Here is a 16,714-nt window from a genome sequence, read left to right as displayed (position 1 = left end):
GCTCCCGGCAGTCACCTGCACTTTACTCAGGCGCGTTTCATGTGGATTGTCAACGTTGCGCTTAAGCGGCCGTACACGTTCATCGTGATGGCCATTCTGATCGTGCTGGCGACGCCTTTCGTGTTGTTCACCACGCCGGTCGACGTGCTCCCGGAAATCAACATTCCGGTAGTCAGCATCATCTGGACATACAACGGCTTGTCCGCCGAGGACATGGCCCACCGGATCGCCTCGGTCAATGAACGCAGCCTGACCACCACCGTCAACGACATCGAGCATATCGAGTCGCAATCGCTCGCGGGTATCACGATCCTGAAGGTGTTTCTGCAGCCGACCGCGAACATACAGACCGCGATTGCGCAGACGGTGGCCGTTGAACAGGCGCAGCTCAAGCAGATGCCGCCGGGCGCCACGCCGCCGCTGGTGATCAGTTATTCGGCCTCCAGCATTCCGGTGATTCAGCTGGGCCTGTCGAGCACCAAGCTCTCCGAGCAACAGCTCAACGATACCGCGCTGAACTTCCTGCGGCCGCAACTGGTGACGATCCCCGGCGCGGCCGTGCCTTATCCGTATGGCGGCAAATCGCGGCTGATCTCCGTCGACCTCAATACACGCGCGTTGCTCTCCAAAGGTCTCACGCCGCTGGACGTGGTCAGCGCGTTCAACGCGCAAAACCTGATTCTGCCCACCGGCACGGCGAAGATCGGACCGAAGGAATACACGATCAACATGAACGGCTCGCCGGCCACGCTCGAAGGGCTCAACGATATTCCGGTGCGCACGGTCAACGGCGCGACGACCTATCTGCGCGAAGTCGCTCACGTGCGCGACGGTTTTTCGCCGCAAACCAATATTGTTCGCGAGAACGGCCATCGCGGCGTGTTGATGTCGGTGCTGAAAAACGGCAGTGCGTCGACGCTCTCGATCGTCAACACGCTGCATGGCTTGCTGCCGGCCGCGCGCGCGGCGCTTCCGCCGGATCTGAAGATTACCGCGCTGTTCGACCAGTCCGTGTTCGTGAAGGCGGCAGTGCAGGGCGTGGTCCGCGAGGCGGTGGTAGCCGCGGCGCTGACCGCCGCGATGATTCTGCTGTTTCTCGGCAACTGGCGCAGCACCTGCATCATCGCAATTTCGATTCCGTTGTCGATCCTGTCGTCGCTGATCGCCTTGCATGCGCTCGGGCAGACCATCAACATCATGACGCTCGGCGGCCTCGCGCTCGCGGTGGGTATCCTCGTCGACGATGCGACCGTAACGATCGAGAACATCGAACGGCATCTGCATATGGGCACCAACCTGCATGATGCGATTCTGGAAGGCGCAGGTGAAATCGCCATTCCGGCACTCGTCTCGACGCTATGTATCTGCATCGTCTTCGTGCCCATGTTCTTTCTGACAGGCGTGGCGCGCTATCTGTTCGTGCCGCTCGCCGAAGCGGTGGTCTTCGCGATGCTTGCGTCGTACGTTCTGTCGCGCACGCTCGTGCCCACGCTGGCCATGCTGCTGATGGGCCACGCGCACAAGCCGAGGTCCGATGCGAAGCCGAGTTTGTTCGCACGTCTTTATCGCCGCTTCGATAACGGCTTCGAGCGCATGCGGGCCGCCTACATTGTGATTCTCAGCAGTCTGCTCGTGCGCCGCGCCCGCTTCGGCAGCATTTTTCTCGGCTTTTGCGTGGTGTCGATGGGGCTCGCGTTCGTGCTGGGCGAAGACTTCTTCCCGAGTGTCGACGCGGGCAATATCCGCTTGCATATGCGCGCGCCGACGGGCACACGGATCGAGGAAACCGCGCGTCTTGCCGACGAAGTCGAAAAGGTGATCCGCGAAGTCGTGCCCGAGAAAGAACTCGGCACGATCCTCGACAACCTTGGTTTGCCGTACAGCGGTATCAACCTGTCGTACAGCAATGCGGGGACGATCGGCACGCTCGACGGCGAAATACAGATCGCGTTGAAAGAAGGTCACGAGCCGACGCAACTCTATGTGGACAAGCTGCGCGCCCTGCTGCCGCAACGTTTTCCGGGCGTGGAATTTTTCTTCCAGCCGGCGGACATCGTCACCCAGATTCTCAACTTCGGGCTTCCGGCGGCCGTGGATATACAGATCGCCGGCGCGGATCAACAGGGCAACTTCGACGTCGCGCGCAAGCTGCTCAAACAGGTGCGCATGATTCCAGGCACTGTTGACACGCACATTCAGCAGAAACTCGACGAGCCCGCCATCAACCTGCAAATGGACCGCACCCGTTTGCAGCAACTCAATCTGACGGCCAGCAATGTCGCGCAAAACGTGCTGATTTCTCTATCGGGAAGTTCGCAGACGTCGCCGGGCTTCTGGTACAACGACCGCAACGGGGTCGAGTACAACGTTGCAGTGCAAACGCCGCAGTACAGCATTTCCTCGATCGACGACCTGTTGCGCACGCCAGTGTCGGCCTCCGCAACGGGGCCGACGCAACTGCTCGGCAACCTTGTGCGCGTGCAGCCGCAAAACCAGTTCGCGGTAGTCACACACTACAACATCAGGCCGGTCATCGACCTTTACGTGAGCGTCGATAAACGCGACCTGGGCAGCGTCGCGGATCAGGTCGACAAGCTCGTCGAACAGGCGCGCGCGTCACTGCCGCGCGGCAGTCAGATCACCGTGCGCGGCCAGGTACAGACGATGCGCAGTTCCTATTTCGGGCTCGGCCTCGGCGTGGCGATGGCGATCGTGCTCGTGTACCTGCTGATCGTCGTGAATTTTCAGTCGTGGGTCGATCCTCTCATTATCGTGAGCGCTTTGCCTGCGGCTCTCGCCGGCATCGTGTGGATGCTGTTCCTGACCGGCACGCATCTGAGCGTGCCGGCGCTCACGGGCGCGATCATGACGATGGGCGTCGCCACTGCCAACAGTATTCTGATGGTTGCGTTCGCGCGTCAGCGGCTTTCCGCCGGCGCGCCACCGCTGACCGCGGCACTCGAAGCGGGAGCGAGCCGCATCCGCCCGGTGCTGATGACCGCGTTCGCAATGATCATCGGCATGATTCCGATGGCGCTCGGTCTCGGCGAAGGCGCCGAGCAGAACGCGCCGCTCGGCCGCGCGGTGATCGGCGGATTGCTGTTTGCGACGGTGTCCACGCTGTTTTTCGTGCCGCTGGTGTTCGCTGGCATTCATACGCGCCTCGCGCGTCGCCATCGCAACGATCACGAAGAGAGTGGCAACGACGGCGCCGGACAACCGGCCTGAAGTCGAACAGGCACGAACAGACACATTGCCGAAACGTGAAGAAAACGGCTACCCAGGCTAACGGAGCTAGCTAACCGAGATGGCTAACTGAGATGACCGAAAAAACTCATGCATCGCTGGCGATTCCGTCGCGAGAGACCGAAAGCGGCCATGCACTGCCGCCGCGCAATCGCGAATGGAAGCGCGCGAAGATTGCCATCTGGATCGTGCTGGCATTGCTCGCATTGGGAGCCTTGCGCACCGTAATTGCAAACCTCATGCAAAACCGCACCGTCGAGCAAACGACGAAGCAGAACGCCACGCAATACGTGACCGTGACGAGCCCAACGCGGGCCGAAGGCGGTGGCAGCACCACGTTGCCGGGCACGCTGCGCGGCAGTGTCGAATCGCCGATCTTTGCGCGCTCGACCGGCTATTTGCTGCGCTGGTACGCCGACATCGGCACGCGCGTCAAGCAGGGGCAGTTGCTCGCCGAACTCGATACGCCGGAAATCGATCAGGAACTCGCGCAGGCACTCGCGCAGCGCCAGCAAACCAGTTCGAGTCTTGCGCTTGCGAAGAGCTCGCTCGAACGCTGGCAGCAATTGCGTCAGCGCGATGCGGTCTCGCAACAGGAGCTGGACGAACGGCAGAGCACGTATACGCAGGACGTGGCGAACCTGGCCGCCGCCGACGCCAACGTGCAGCGCTTGCGCCAGCTCGAATCGTTCAAGCGGATCGTCGCGCCGTTTGCCGGCGTGGTCACGCAACGCAACGTCGACGTAGGCGATCTGATCGATGCCGGTAGCGGTACGAGCCGGGCGCTGTTCGCGCTTGCGCAGTCGGACCCGCTGCGGGTTTATGTGCAACTGCCGCAGGCGTATGCGCAGAACGTCGCGGTCGGGCAGAACGTGGTGGTCACGCAGGCTGAACTTCCCGGCCAGCAGTTTCATGGGACCGTCACGCATATCTCGGGCGCGATCGACGTGCCGACTCGCTCGCTGCAAGTCGAGGTGACATTGCCGAATCCCGATAGCAAGCTGCGCCCGGGCGCTTATGTGCAAGTGGCGCTGCCGTCGGCTGCCCGCGCGCAATGGATGGTGCCTGGTAACGCATTGCTGTTTCGCGCCGAAGGTCCGCGGGTTGCAGTCGTCGACGCGAAAGGCATTGTGCAGTTGCGCAAGATCGTGATTGCGCAGGATCTCGGACAGACGCTCGAAATAGAAAGCGGGATTGACGGAAACGACAGAGTGATCATCAACCCGAGTGATTCGATCGCGGACGGCGATCATGTCCAGATCGCGCAACCGCAGAAGAACACGAAGGGGGCGTCGTGAAACCCACGCGCGGCGGCAGGGGCGTCGTCAGGGCTGCCGCGGCGGTCGGTGCGGCTGCCAGTGCGGCCATGCTTGCGGCGTGTACGGTCGGCCCCGACTACAAGCGGCCGCAGGCAGAGGTGCCGCCCGAATGGAAGACCGATTCGTACTGGCGTGTCGCGGCTCCGTCGCATGCGCCGATGGACCCTGACTGGTGGAACGTCTATCGCGACTCCACGCTCGCCACGCTGGAAACGCAGGCACTCGCACAGAATCAGACGCTCGTGGCCGCGAGCGCACACTACGCTCAGGCGAAGGCGACGCTTGCGAATACGCGTGCTCAGCAGGTTCCCGAAGTGGACCTCGCCGCAACGGCGTCACGCTTCCGGATCTCTCGCGACAGACCGCGCACGAACTACGGCGTGCCGACCACGTCGACGGTGCAGAACAATCTGCAGATCGGTCCCACGATCAGCTACGACACCGATCTCTTTGGCCGCATACGCCGTCAGGTGGAAGGCGCGACGGCGTCCGCCGAGCAATCTGCAGACGACCTCGCCAACGCGCGGCTCGTGCTTACTACCGAGGTGGCGAGCGACTACTTCTCATTGCGCGAGCTCGACACCGAAATCGACGTGTTGAACCAATCGGTCACGCTGCAGCAGAAAGCACTCGATTATGTGAACTCCGAACATGAGCTCGGCGCCGTGTCGGGGCTCGACGTCTTGCAGCAAAAGTCGCTGCTCGACACGACGCGTGTGCAGGCGCAGTTGCTGCTGAACCAGCGCGCGCAATTCGAGCACGCGCTCGCGGCGCTCGTCGGCGTGCCCGCACCTCAATTCGCAATCGAGCCGAAGGTACTGAACTTCCAGGTGCCCGCGATTGCGCTCGGCGTACCGAGCGACGTGTTGCAACGGCGGCCCGACATTGCCTCGGCGGAGCGCGCAATGGCAGCGGCCAATGCGCAGATCGGCGTTGCCAAGGCGGCGTTTTTTCCGAGCCTCACGCTGACGCCCGGCATCGGCTGGGAAAGCACGCAGTTCGCGAGCTTGCTGAGCGCGCCCACGCTGATGTGGACGCTCGGGGCGGCAGCGAGCCAGGTTCTGTTCGACGGCGGGCGCCGCGCGGCCAACGTGCAGTTCGCAAGCGAAGGTTATAAAGCGACCGAGGCCGACTATCGGCAAACGGTGCTCAACGCATTCCAGCAGGTGCAGGACGGCATCACGGGTCTCGCCGTGCTCGACGGCGCGGCGAAGCAATCGGAGCAAGCGGTCGCGGATTCGCAACGTCTGCTTGCGCTTGCCAACGACCGTTATTCGGGCGGCCTCGTTGCGTATCTGGATGTCATCACCGCACAGCAGTCGTTGCTCAACAGCAAGCGTCAGGACGCGCAGATTCGCGGCCAGCAGATGACGCTTTCGGTCTCGCTCGTCAAGGCGCTGGGCGGCGGCTGGGACGCGAGCACGGGACCGGCGAGCGGCGAATCAAGGGTTGGACAACAGGACGTGCAGCCGGAGGGCGCCGGGCCCGTCCAGACGCGTGCCGCTGCGCAGTGAGGCGGCATAGTGCACGGAAGCAATACGAGGCGTTTCGTATAATGCAGACACTAGGGGACGCGCATGAAATTGCTGATTGTTGAAGACGAGCACAAGGTGGTGGACTACCTGCGCTCCGGCTTGACAGAGCAGGGCTGGGTCGTGGACGTCGCGCTCGATGGCGAAGAGGGCATGCATCTGGCCACCGAGTTCGATTACGACGTGATCGTGCTCGACGTCATGCTGCCGAAACGCGACGGCTTCAGCGTGCTGAAGGCGCTGCGCATGCGCAAGTCGACGCCCGTCATCATGCTGACGGCACGCGATCATGTGAACGACCGCGTGCGCGGTCTGCGCGAAGGCGCCGACGACTATCTGACCAAGCCATTCTCATTTCTCGAGCTCGTCGAGCGTCTGCACGCGTTGGCGCGCCGTACGCGCTCGCAGGAATCCACGCTCATTTCAGTCGGCGATCTGTTCGTCGACCTGATCGGAAGGCGCGCGACGCGAGAGGGCGTGCGTCTCGATCTCACCGCGAAAGAATTCCAGCTGCTGAGCGTTTTGGCCCGCAGGCAAGGCGATATTCTGTCAAAGACCGCGATCACTGAACTCGTCTGGGATGTCAACTTCGATAGTCATACTAACGTCGTGGAAACGGCGATCAAGCGATTGCGCGCGAAGCTCGACGGCCCGTTTTCTTCCAAACTGCTGCATACCGTGCGCGGCATGGGCTATGTGCTCGAAGTGCGCGAAGAGGCGGAACAGCCATGAACCGTTCAATAGCACGGCGCCTCGCACTGATGTTCGCGCTCGTCGCGCTGTTCGTATTTACGCTCGTCGGCGCGGGGCTTTTTGCGGTGTTGCGCTCGCAGCTCGAGAACCACTTGCGCGAGTCGCTCGACGACCGTGCCCAGATCGCGCGGCTCATCTGCAATCACGGGCTGACACCTGAAAAATGGCGCATGTCGCGCGAGAAGCTCACCGACATGACGCCTCATGACCGCAGCACCGTATATGCGGTAACGAGCATCGAGCCGTCCTACAACTATGGCAAGCCCATCGAGGGTTCGACCGTGAAGACCTGGCCCGGCGGCTACGCGCGCGTGAGGCCGGCGGGCGGCGGTGAAGACATGCTCACCACCACGGTGTCCATTCCCGGCTATTCGACGCGGCCCCCCATGCAGTTGCAGGTCGCATCGAGCTATTCGCCGAACATTCGCACGATGCGCGTGTTCGGCTTCGCGCTTGCGGCGCTGTCGGCGCTCGGCAGCCTCGCGGTGCTGCTGCTCAGTTATTCGGTGACGCGCATCGGCCTCGCACCGTTGACGCGTCTCACCCGCGACGCATCCGCCGTCAGTCCGAACAATCGCTCGCAACGGCTGAATACCACGTCGTTGCCGCATGAATTGAATGACCTTGCTAATTCTTTTAACGGCGCGCTTGAACGCCTCGACGGTGCGTACTGCCGCCTCGAATCGTTCAATGCGGACGTCGCGCACGAATTGCGTACACCTGTCACGATCCTGATCGGGCAGACGGAAGTGGCGTTGACACGCAACCGCTCCGTGGACGATTTGCGTCATACGCTGCAGTCGAATCTCGAGGAATTCGAACGCATGCGCGCGATCATCAACGACATGCTGTTCCTCGCGCGAGCCGATCAGGGCGAGCGTGCAACGGGCCTCGTTGAAGTATCGCTCGCGGCTGAAGTTGCGCACACGCTGGAGTTTCTGGAGATTCCCCTCGAAGAAGCTCGCGTGCATGCGCGCTTGCATGGTGACGCCGCAGCGCATGTGAACCGCTCGCTGTTCGGTCGCGCCTGCACGAATCTGTTGATGAACGCGATCCAGCATTGCCAGCCGGGTGCGCAGATCAACGTGCGCATTGTGCGGGACGGGCAACAGGTGCGCATTGAAGTTGCAAATCCCGGAGAGCCGATCGAGCCCAGCGTGCTCGAACATCTGTTCGACCGGTTTTATCGTGCTGAAGCGTCGCGCACCAATAGCAGAGAAAACCACGGCCTGGGTCTCGCAATCGTTAAGGCGATTGCGGAGATGCATCGCGGCAGCGTGTCGGTGCAAAGCGCGAACGGCGTCAATACGTTTGCATTTTCGATTGCTGCTTCGCTTGCGGACAGCGTCGCGCTGTCGGTACGTTCGAATGCGGCGAAACTGCCGGGGAATGGTGTCGGAAACGGTGTGGGCAATGCTGGGGCGAACGCAAACACGCCACCGGCACCGGCTTCATATTCGTCACTGGTAAAGGGAAAGTCCGCCTGAACGGGTAGCCACCGCTTCGGCGCTCCGTGTCACGCTGCATGGAACCGGGCGCACGAACTAGAAATCAAGCGTGAACTGAGCCGGCTCGTCACGCGGAACCTGTCCGGCGGGTTGCAGGTTGCCGGCCTTGACTCCGAGCAGCCTGATGGATTTAACGAGCTCCACTCTTTTCAGGCAGTCGGTCGCGGCGCGACGCAACGCTTCTGCATTGGCAATGGGTTCGGGAAGCGTGATGTCGCGCGTGACTGTTTTGAAGTCGTTGAAGCGAAGCTTGATGCCGATCTTCTTCGCCAGATAGCCTTTTCTCTGCAGATCGGCTGCCACCTGTTCGCACAGACGGGTGAATGCGGCGCCCAGTTCCTGCCGATGCCGTACGGCATGAAGGTCCCGTTCGAATGTGGTCTCGCGGCTCATCGAGACCGGTTCGCTGTATGTCACCACGGGCCTCTCGTCAAGACCGTGGGACACTCTGCGAAGCCATGCACCGTAGCTTCGGCCAAAGTGCTCTATGAGCCACGACTCGTCGCGCTCAGCGATTCCGCCGATGGTCGTTATTCCCAACGACGCAAGTTTCGCGCTGGCCTTGGGGCCAATACCGTTGATCTTATTCGCGGCCATTGGCCAGATCCTGGACTGCACGTCTTCGAACTTCAGGATCGTGATGCCGTCGGGTTTTTGCATGTCGGAGCACAGCTTTGCAAGCAGCTTGTTGGGTGCGATTCCCACGGAGCACGTGAGGTTCGTTGCTTCCAACACCGCCGACTTCAGCTTGCGCGCTACTTCCTCTGAACTGCCGCTCGTGAGCGAGACGTCCGCGTACACTTCGTCGATACCGACGTCTTCTATGCTCGAAGTGACTGACCGCACTGCATCTTTGAACAGTCGCGAATACGTTCGGTAGAGGTCGAAGTTCACCGGAAGGATGATCGCATCCGGCGCTAACCGGGCGGCCTTCATGGTGGGCATGCCGGAGTGAACTCCGAACGCGCGCGCTTCGTAGGTGGCGGTGGTCAAGACGCCTCTGCCTACGTAGTCGCGTAAGCGCGAAAATTCGCGTGTGCCGTCCGGGTTGGTCCGCGGCGCGTCCGTGCGACGACCGGCAACCACCATGGCCTTGCCTCGTAGTTCTGGATACTGCGACAGTTCACAAGACGCGAAGAATGCGTCCATGTCGATGTGGGCTATGCGCCGTTCATCTGGCATGCCGTGTTTGCTCGTTAGTGGCGTTCGGTGGTGCCGCCCGGCCAAAGGGGCGCTCGTCCGCACCTTCAGAAAGGAGCGTGCGGCAAGGGCACGTGCGTTTGACGGGTATTTTACCGGGACTGTACGTTTGTACAGTATTTTTTGTCAGGGTTCGTGGAATCCGGTCTGCGGATTTGTCGGGAAGGAAGCCGGGGCGCCGACAATGTGCTCGCGTTGGCGGATGCGCAACAGCGAACTCAGACGCAATATTGGTATGAGCCGTATGGTGCGACGATGCAGACGGGGCTGGCCGATCCGAACACGCAGCAGTACACAGGACGGGAGAATGACGGGACCGGGTTGTATTACTACCGGAATCGGTATTACAGTCCAGGCGCAGCGCGATTCATCAGTGAAGACCCGATCGGTTACGCGAGTGGGCAGACGAATGCGTATGCTTACGTCAACGGCAATCCGGTGCAATTCAACGATCCGTTTGGCGAGTCTAAACTCATGCCGATTACGGCGGGCCACCGGGCGGGTTTATCGTTCATCCGTTTAAGCCCAAAGTAAACTACTACGATTCAAATGGTGATTTGTCGGCTCAGTATCACGGTGACCATTCTCACGATGGGATGAGGCCGCACGGTCATAACGCCGGGCCGAATTTTGACCGCGACGAAGGGCTTCCGCTTTGTCCGATCCCTTGAAAATGGATTTTGATTTGGGCGTTGGCGCGCGATCAATGCTGTCGCCGCCCTTGTCAGAAGGTCGTCATGACCGATCGCAATCTTGATGATTCGACGGGTGCAAACACCGTTGCGGAATGGGGCCAAATAATGTGTGAAGTAGATGACTATGGGTGGGGCGAGGTAGGCAACTCCATCTTGCTCAAGAAGCTATTCGGATACTGGCCGGCTTTCCACGATGCACATGTGCTGTCTATCAAGATGGGGTACGGAAAACGTGATGCCCGAGAGGTAGATGTCGCAATCGAATTGCGACATTGGGGCCAGGATGACCCAAACTGGGTTGCACGTGGACCAGACTGCGTCATTACGCTGACCCTACTTGAGGTAAAGATCGCAGACGTATCTATGGACGCTTTCGTTCAAGATAACTCCGTAGGTGACGTTTGCTTCACGAGGACAGACGACAACCTATTGCTTTTTGAACTTGATCCTAATAGTGGCGCCAGCGTTTTCATTGCGTGTACGTCTGCCGAGATTACTCGAATAGAGCCGTATTGCGCGCCAATTTCTTCGAGTACGACGTGACCGCCAACGTGTAGTTGGCGCGGGGGCGACACAGTATCGTTTGTTTACTCGCTCCGGCCTTCGCGAGCCACCCTGACGCCAAGCCCGTCAGGGTCGCTGCGCACATCCAGAAGGGCGATTGCGACGACCCGCGACCACCTTGAGCACGCTACCCCGCCTTCAGATGCCGCGCAAGGGAAGCCCGCAGCACTGCCGCGCCTCATCTGGCGGCGAATACCGACACGCCGCCATTGACGAACCCGTTCGCCGCGCAACCCGGACATCCCGCCGGCGATGTCGCGGAAGAATATGGAACAAAAATGAGCCCGGTCGCCGGGTCGATTGCAACCGAATGCGCGTTATTGCCCGTGTTAAGACGGGCGACGACACTGCGATTGCCCGCGTCGACGATCGTCAACACGGGCGTGCATGGCGACGCGGCCGAGCAGGTGCCGTTCGTCGACGCATTGCCAGAAGACGTCCACCGGCTCGCCGCGTTGTAGTAGCGATTGGTGGGCGCATCATATTCAAGCTGATCGCCGCCGCCAGCGTTCAGGGACGCCACCAGTGCACCGTTCGAACGGTTGAAGATCTGCATGAGCAACGGAGCGCCAGTCGTACCTTCGCGACACCCGACCGCAATATCGTTGCCGGGGCCCAGTGCCAGCCCTGTGGGATCGCAATTGCCTTCCGGGTACATCGCTACGCCCGCAAGCGACGTGTAGTTTTGACTGCCACCGGTCGGAATTGCTCGAATGGACGCTCCCGGCAATTTCACCAGTTCGCCATGAGGATTCGCTGTGCTGCCGTCAACGTTCACATAGAAGTTGTCGCTGGCGGCGTCGTACCGGCACGCTTCGAGGCCCGCGGTGGGCTTGCCCGAGAGATCCGTGAACGTCACCTTGGCGACGACGGTCTGCGTGGACGTGTTGATGAATGTTGCGAACGGGGGCGTCTCTTCCGGGCTGGAGATCATGAAGATGCCATGCGTGGGATCCAGACAACCTTCATCTGCGCGAACGCCCGTCGTGCTAACCGTGATTTTGTTCGTCACGGCGCCAACAGCGGGATCGACCACCTTCACAGAGTTCACGTCGCCCACGTAGATAAAGTTGCCGACAGCCGTCGCGCCGTCCGGACCCGCCTGCGAATTCGGCCCGGGGCCAAGCCCGGTGAACGCGAGAGGCCCACTTCCCTGAATGGCTTTGACGAAGGTCTTCGACGGTATGTCGATCTGATCCAGAGATGCGTTATTCCTGTCGGTGAAATAGTATCGGCTACCCGAGACGACGCCGATGTCGAATGAGAAGTTTACGCCTGCCTTGATGTTGGGGACCGCGATGTCCGATACATGGTGCGGGCCGCTAATGCTGAGTTCGTCCCCGCCACAACCCGCAATCGCAATAGCCGCACACGCCACCAATGCATTCGCCAACAGGTGCTTCGGCATCGTACACCTCCCATCATCGTCGTTGGAGTGGACCTATCTCAACGGCGCGCCGGAAGAGATAGTAGACGTTGCTATAGCTTATGCATTCCCGTAAGCAGTTGTCCTTATCGTTTTCCCAGGTAGGCGGTACTGTGCTTAAGATTCCCATAAGGTTTGATATTTTATCTGTGCATACCTGACGCTTGAATGCCATCTGGAATTAGAAAACCATGGCTGTTTGCTATCGGTGAATATGTGGGCTTTAGGGGGAATCTCTTTGGCTTTCAATGTGCCCAGTCTGAGTATCGGCCGCGTGCCACAGATGCGACCGTATCACTGCGCACCAATCCGTTCACGCTTTCGAAACGGAGCGCTGATCCGATACTACGCAACCAGGCATCTGCACGTGGTTCAATGATCGACTGGCTCTGACGATGGCACGAGACAGCCTTGCCACCTCGTTGAAATGCTCGATCATGTCATTCGCCAGACGGAAAATGACTGCGCCTTCCTGACTCTGTAGTTGCGACTTCGATCAGGTTCAGATTGGCACCGGGCTGCATGGCGATACGGACCCCTCACATTGGAATCATTCCCCAATTGTACGAGGTTCCATCACCGATACCAGTAATCAAGGCGTCGCTTGAACGGCGGGATGGCGGCAACCTGATTACTTGTCCTTCGGCGCAGTCAACGGATCACGGATCCCACACGCGTTCCTGATGAATATCAGAGCTCGCTCGCAACCGGGTATCAAGAGAACCAGTCGGAGTCGAATCATGATCACCATTAGCATTGCAGATAGCGTTGTCTCGCCAATCACCCGGGCGAAAGCGAGTCCAACGGCGCCGTAGTGAGGAGCAAGCACGAGCGCGAGGATTATGTTCACGAACGCGGATGCGATTCCGACCGTGGCAAGCAGGCGATCCTTTTTCCGCGGCAAAAACACGTAACCGGCGATGAACTCGTTGAATGCAGCAAACGGGAACATCAAGGCAAAGATTTGAAGTATGTGAGCGCTGTGGGCGAAAGAATCACCCAGTATGAGAGGCAATACAAGAGGGGACAGGGTAAGCGCGGCGCAACATACTAGCAATCCGTATCCGATAAGCAGCATTGCGCCGCGCCGGGTCGTCTGGTTCGCGCCTTCCTTGTCGCCGTGGGCGAGTTGGCGCGTGATGGTAGGAATGAACACTTGGGCCGCCGGCCCCATCAATCCAAGGCTTAATGCTGCAAAACGTTCTGCCGCGCCGAAATAGCCCACCTGGGCGGGCGTAGATAGCAGCGTCAAAAGATAAGTAGATGAAGCTGTCAGAACCCTCGACGCGGAAGAGTAGATGAACAGCATCGTTGATTTCCGTATCAGGGAAATGGTGCCTGTCCATCGGAGGCGTGGCCACCCCAGTTGTGAGATTGCGAGCCCATAAGAAATAACCGATGACGCTACACCTGAGATGAGTAGACTCGCGACGACCCATACTGCGTCGCGGGGGCCTCGTACGATCGTCAGCACCAGAACCAGGCTCAACGCGAAACCGAAGACTTCGATGATGATGGGCGTTCGAAACTGGTGACGGCCCTGAAAAAGCCAACCGAGGTTGGCCCCGGACACAATTCCCAACAGCGTGGCCATCACACCGATCAGAGGTGTTTGGGACAGTACAGGAGAGCACATGGTGGCGACGAGCCCCGCGCAGCCACCCACGATTGCATGCACCAGACGCGCGCTCAAGTGCAAAGACAGAATCTCATTACATTCTTCGGTCGTTTGGGCTTTCGATATGTCCCGCATGCCGACGGGCTCGAAGCCATAGGCGACCAGCATCCAGATCACGCTCATCAGCGACATGGACGCCAGCACGCGGCTGTATCCGTCAACACCAAGCGTCCTGCTGTAAAAAGGTACGACGATGATGAGGTACAGATACCGCAACACATAGCCGCCGTACACGAACCCAACGGTACGGATGCTGTTTCGTCTATCCATTCTGCTTCTCCGGCTGGAGGGTGCCTTCTCAGCGCAATACGGCGCGACGGCGGATCTGACGGGTTACTGCCTGTGGCAGGAAGCTAACAACGGGCCGCACGTCTGCTTGTCTTGGTCCGCGTTGTTGACATCGTTGAATCGCGGAAGTACTGCATGCGCCGCATGTACTCCGTTGGTCCGGCTTTGTGAGCTAGATGTTGATGGGCCCGGAAGTGCCGCGCTAAAACCACGCGAAGGCTGTCTGAACGCGCGCAACCGCCTCCAGATGTCCCTTCTCTGCACGGTGCATGCCCACGACAGCCTGGCTGTGTCTCGGCATTATTACCGCATACTTGAATGCAGCGTGGGGCGGCACTATCGGGCCATCGCCCGGGTGCGCAACCATCTTGCCACGCCAAGACTTCCCAGCATTAACCCGGCTCCGAGAGCGGGCACCGCCCGGACTACGCTGGCCTCGGGCCATTCTGAAATTAAGGGTTTTCCATCTTTGGCGCCCAGCCTCGACATCCACTTGCGGGCGCTGAGCGGCAGGGGTGGCGCGACCTCCTCGAACACTCTGTGCAACTGATCGCTCGCATGAGGAAAGGAGCCTAATGCGCTCGCCTCACTACGGGTGGGTGAGCCTATGACGAGTCTGGTTACGATGGCGGCTCCCTGCGTGATCCCTTGCAAAGAATCAAGTATGTCGATATCGGCCTCGCTGAGAACGGCCAATACGTCATCGACATACGCATTGATCACATTATGTTGAAGTCTCAAGCCCCACGCCATGGCCTGCGGATTGTCCTGAGTAAGGAGCTCTGCGTAAACGATGCCATCGTCTCCTCGTTTATAACCCGTCGTCGTGCCGTGGTCCGCTGCGCAAAGGGCCTCAAATATTGGTCCTCGGACAAAGGGCCGTAGAGGCGCCGCGAAGGGTTCGCTCAGATAGTCGTCGAGACTACCGCAGTTTTCCGGGCGACGATGAAGCCCAAAGTAAAAGCCCGATAGACGCCGACTGAAACCTGCTTCGCGGGTGGACGCCACCATTGCCAGCGACCGCTGTAGATTCCCCCGCCATCCAATATCCACGACACCGACGTTCCCGTCGGCGAGAAATCCCTTTTGTTCCAGATAGTCGAGAAGCAGTTGCCGAGCAGAAGATGCGGTCGCATTGATGAGATTCACCACCTCGTCGTCCGCCTGCATATGCTGCATTAGTTGCTCCAGATCAGAGGCGCTCAGCGGCGCATCAGGGGAGCTAATGTGAAGACGTTGTCGCAAACCGGAAATGGCCGGATGCCCGATATCCACGTCGAACTTTTCCAATATGTCAGAAAGAGAACTTCCCGGCGTAAAGCCGAAATGACTCAGATCTCCGTCGGACACGTTGACGAGTGCGGGTAAGTGGAGCGATTGCCGCGATACGTGCAGATAGTGCAGCTCGATCGGAATGCCATATAGCGCCACGATCTTCTTTGCAATGGACATAAGGATCTGGCCGTCACGCGCCAGAAAAAACAGCTTGTCGACTTTCCTGCTTTGGGCCTGTTTCAGTATCCACACAACGAACGCGAGGAGCAACGGGCCCATGAAGCCCGCCGATATTTCGGCAATCGACTGATCGTGGCTAGTAATAGCCGTAAAACGCAGCCGGGCGGTACGCGCGCTGCCCGACAGCGCAGATCCGAGCAGGTGCGGCTCAATCGCGCCTTTGCCGAGTTCGCGCTCCAGGCGACTAGGTGCCCCGCGGAAGAACGGTGCTACGCGAGCGCCTGCACGCCACGCCTGGAAGACATCGGAAAATACGCTGTCGCCAACGTGCAGATGGCTCTTGCTACTGCCCTTTGCAAGCGGAAAGAGGGACCCTGTCCTTTTTGCGCGGCCCCTCTCGCATGAAACAAAAAGTTCACCCTCGCTGATATACACGCCGCAACTGCTCAACATCGTTTCCAGGTCCCGATTGGAAAAGTAGATGTCCGAAATAATTGCCGTTCTGCCGAGTGACGCAAAACGATTGAGAGTCTCAACCATACCGGCGATGGGTCGCATCAAACGCTTCTCGAGCTCGACTTCAATGGCCTGCGCTGCTTCCAGTAAATCGTGCGACAAGCCCGACGACGCTGCGATGGCCGCGTAGATGTCGTCGAGCGTCACTTCACGTTCAACTCCTGCCTTGCGGGCCCTGAACTCCGCTGCTTGCCGGATTTTCAGCCATTCGCTGGGATCGATAAGCGAGCCAAATTCGCGTTGCAGTCGATACCCCGTTAGCAGGAACATGTCGGATGGCCTGTGCAAAGGCCTCGTTATCAGGGTGTCGAAGGCGTCGAAAGAGACCAGGCCATTCCCGGTCCATATTCGCCGCGCATCGACCTCCTCCAAGGGAGGCTTGGCCGAGAAGAGCCGATGGATGCCCGCTGACACGAATCGTTGATTGATGACCCGTTCGAGCACAAGGTTCGTAGCATTCATCAGTGTCTTCCACCCTTCAGAAAGGAAATGGTTTTCGCCAACACCGCTTTCCTGTCGGCTACTCGATGTCGT

11 protein-coding genes are annotated in these 16,714 nt (G+C 59.7%); 7 read left to right on the top strand and 4 right to left on the bottom strand.

The annotated features are described in order from the left end of the window. The first annotated feature begins 39 nt into the window (after positions 1 to 39). From J2W46_RS03505 to J2W46_RS03485, 5 genes are all read left to right on the top strand, one after another. Positions 40 to 3,228: an efflux RND transporter permease subunit gene (locus J2W46_RS03505; RefSeq protein ID WP_310351333.1), complete on the top strand. Its 3,189-nt coding sequence runs from the start codon at positions 40 to 42 to the stop codon at positions 3,226 to 3,228. Positions 3,229 to 3,320: 92 nt separating this feature from the next. Further along, positions 3,321 to 4,544 (top strand): efflux RND transporter periplasmic adaptor subunit, encoded by a 1,224-nt coding sequence (locus J2W46_RS03500; RefSeq protein WP_310351330.1) that lies wholly within the window; start codon positions 3,321 to 3,323, stop codon positions 4,542 to 4,544. Positions 4,545 to 4,612: 68 nt separating this feature from the next. Next, entirely contained in the window at positions 4,613 to 6,079 is a 1,467-nt protein-coding gene (locus tag J2W46_RS03495) for an efflux transporter outer membrane subunit (RefSeq protein ID WP_310352023.1), read from the top strand. Positions 6,080 to 6,142: 63 nt separating this feature from the next. Then, positions 6,143 to 6,829 (top strand): heavy metal response regulator transcription factor, encoded by a 687-nt coding sequence (locus J2W46_RS03490; protein WP_020066467.1) that lies wholly within the window; start codon positions 6,143 to 6,145, stop codon positions 6,827 to 6,829. After that, on the top strand, positions 6,826 to 8,337 hold the full coding sequence (locus tag J2W46_RS03485; protein ID WP_310351325.1) for a heavy metal sensor histidine kinase: 1,512 nt from the start codon (positions 6,826 to 6,828) through the stop codon (positions 8,335 to 8,337). Before J2W46_RS03490 ends, J2W46_RS03485 begins: the two co-directional genes overlap by 4 nt. A 57-nt stretch (positions 8,338 to 8,394) precedes the next feature. Here the strand turns inward: J2W46_RS03485 and dinB are convergent, their stop codons facing one another. Further along, positions 8,395 to 9,540 carry a DNA polymerase IV gene (gene dinB / locus J2W46_RS03480; protein WP_310066382.1) on the bottom strand — a complete coding sequence of 382 codons (1,146 nt, stop codon included), beginning with the start codon at positions 9,538 to 9,540 and terminating at the stop codon, positions 8,395 to 8,397. Positions 9,541 to 9,693: 153 nt separating this feature from the next. On the opposite strand from dinB, the gene J2W46_RS03475 reads away from it, so the two are divergent. Together J2W46_RS03475 and J2W46_RS03470 are read left to right on the top strand one after the other, a co-directional pair. Then, the gene (locus tag J2W46_RS03475; RefSeq protein ID WP_310351322.1) at positions 9,694 to 10,092 is read left to right on the top strand and encodes an RHS repeat-associated core domain-containing protein; all 399 of its coding nucleotides are present in this window, start codon (positions 9,694 to 9,696) and stop codon (positions 10,090 to 10,092) included. Positions 10,093 to 10,295: 203 nt separating this feature from the next. Next, entirely contained in the window at positions 10,296 to 10,796 is a 501-nt protein-coding gene (locus J2W46_RS03470) for an immunity 50 family protein (protein ID WP_256972121.1), read from the top strand. Between the two features lie 199 nt (positions 10,797 to 10,995). Here the strand turns inward: J2W46_RS03470 and J2W46_RS03465 are convergent, their stop codons facing one another. The 3 genes from J2W46_RS03465 to J2W46_RS03455 all read right to left on the bottom strand — a co-directional run bounded on the left by J2W46_RS03465 (position 10,996) and on the right by J2W46_RS03455 (position 16,642). Continuing rightward, positions 10,996 to 12,225 carry a YncE family protein gene (locus tag J2W46_RS03465; RefSeq protein ID WP_310351319.1) on the bottom strand — a complete coding sequence of 410 codons (1,230 nt, stop codon included), beginning with the start codon at positions 12,223 to 12,225 and terminating at the stop codon, positions 10,996 to 10,998. A 649-nt stretch (positions 12,226 to 12,874) separates the two neighbouring features. Continuing rightward, complete coding sequence (locus tag J2W46_RS03460; RefSeq protein WP_310351318.1) at positions 12,875 to 14,191, bottom strand: oligosaccharide flippase family protein; 1,317 nt, start codon at positions 14,189 to 14,191, stop codon at positions 12,875 to 12,877. A gap of 354 nt (positions 14,192 to 14,545) precedes the next feature. After that, positions 14,546 to 16,642 carry an HAD family hydrolase gene (locus tag J2W46_RS03455; protein ID WP_310351317.1) on the bottom strand — a complete coding sequence of 699 codons (2,097 nt, stop codon included), beginning with the start codon at positions 16,640 to 16,642 and terminating at the stop codon, positions 14,546 to 14,548. Positions 16,643 to 16,714 lie beyond the last annotated feature (72 nt).

The organism is Paraburkholderia strydomiana, assembly GCF_031456815.1.
GTDB classification, from domain to species: domain Bacteria; phylum Pseudomonadota; class Gammaproteobacteria; order Burkholderiales; family Burkholderiaceae; genus Paraburkholderia; species Paraburkholderia caledonica.
The sequence above is the reverse complement of the archived record's forward strand: the minus strand, read 5'-3'. Positions and strand labels throughout refer to the sequence as shown.

What these genes read in the sequence shown, in the direction of transcription:
- J2W46_RS03455 (WP_310351317.1), bottom strand. Translation starts at nt 16,642, where the DNA reads ATGAATGCTACGAACCTTGTGCTCGAACGGGTCATCAATCAACGATTC.
- J2W46_RS03505 (WP_310351333.1), top strand. Translation starts at nt 40, where the DNA reads ATGTGGATTGTCAACGTTGCGCTTAAGCGGCCGTACACGTTCATCGTG.
- J2W46_RS03460 (WP_310351318.1), bottom strand. Translation starts at nt 14,191, where the DNA reads ATGGATAGACGAAACAGCATCCGTACCGTTGGGTTCGTGTACGGCGGC.
- J2W46_RS03485 (WP_310351325.1), top strand. Translation starts at nt 6,826, where the DNA reads ATGAACCGTTCAATAGCACGGCGCCTCGCACTGATGTTCGCGCTCGTC.
- J2W46_RS03465 (WP_310351319.1), bottom strand. Translation starts at nt 12,225, where the DNA reads ATGCCGAAGCACCTGTTGGCGAATGCATTGGTGGCGTGTGCGGCTATT.
- J2W46_RS03495 (WP_310352023.1), top strand. Translation starts at nt 4,613, where the DNA reads ATGCTTGCGGCGTGTACGGTCGGCCCCGACTACAAGCGGCCGCAGGCA.
- J2W46_RS03470 (WP_256972121.1), top strand. Translation starts at nt 10,296, where the DNA reads ATGACCGATCGCAATCTTGATGATTCGACGGGTGCAAACACCGTTGCG.
- J2W46_RS03490 (WP_020066467.1), top strand. Translation starts at nt 6,143, where the DNA reads ATGAAATTGCTGATTGTTGAAGACGAGCACAAGGTGGTGGACTACCTG.
- dinB (WP_310066382.1), bottom strand. Translation starts at nt 9,540, where the DNA reads ATGCCAGATGAACGGCGCATAGCCCACATCGACATGGACGCATTCTTC.
- J2W46_RS03500 (WP_310351330.1), top strand. Translation starts at nt 3,321, where the DNA reads ATGACCGAAAAAACTCATGCATCGCTGGCGATTCCGTCGCGAGAGACC.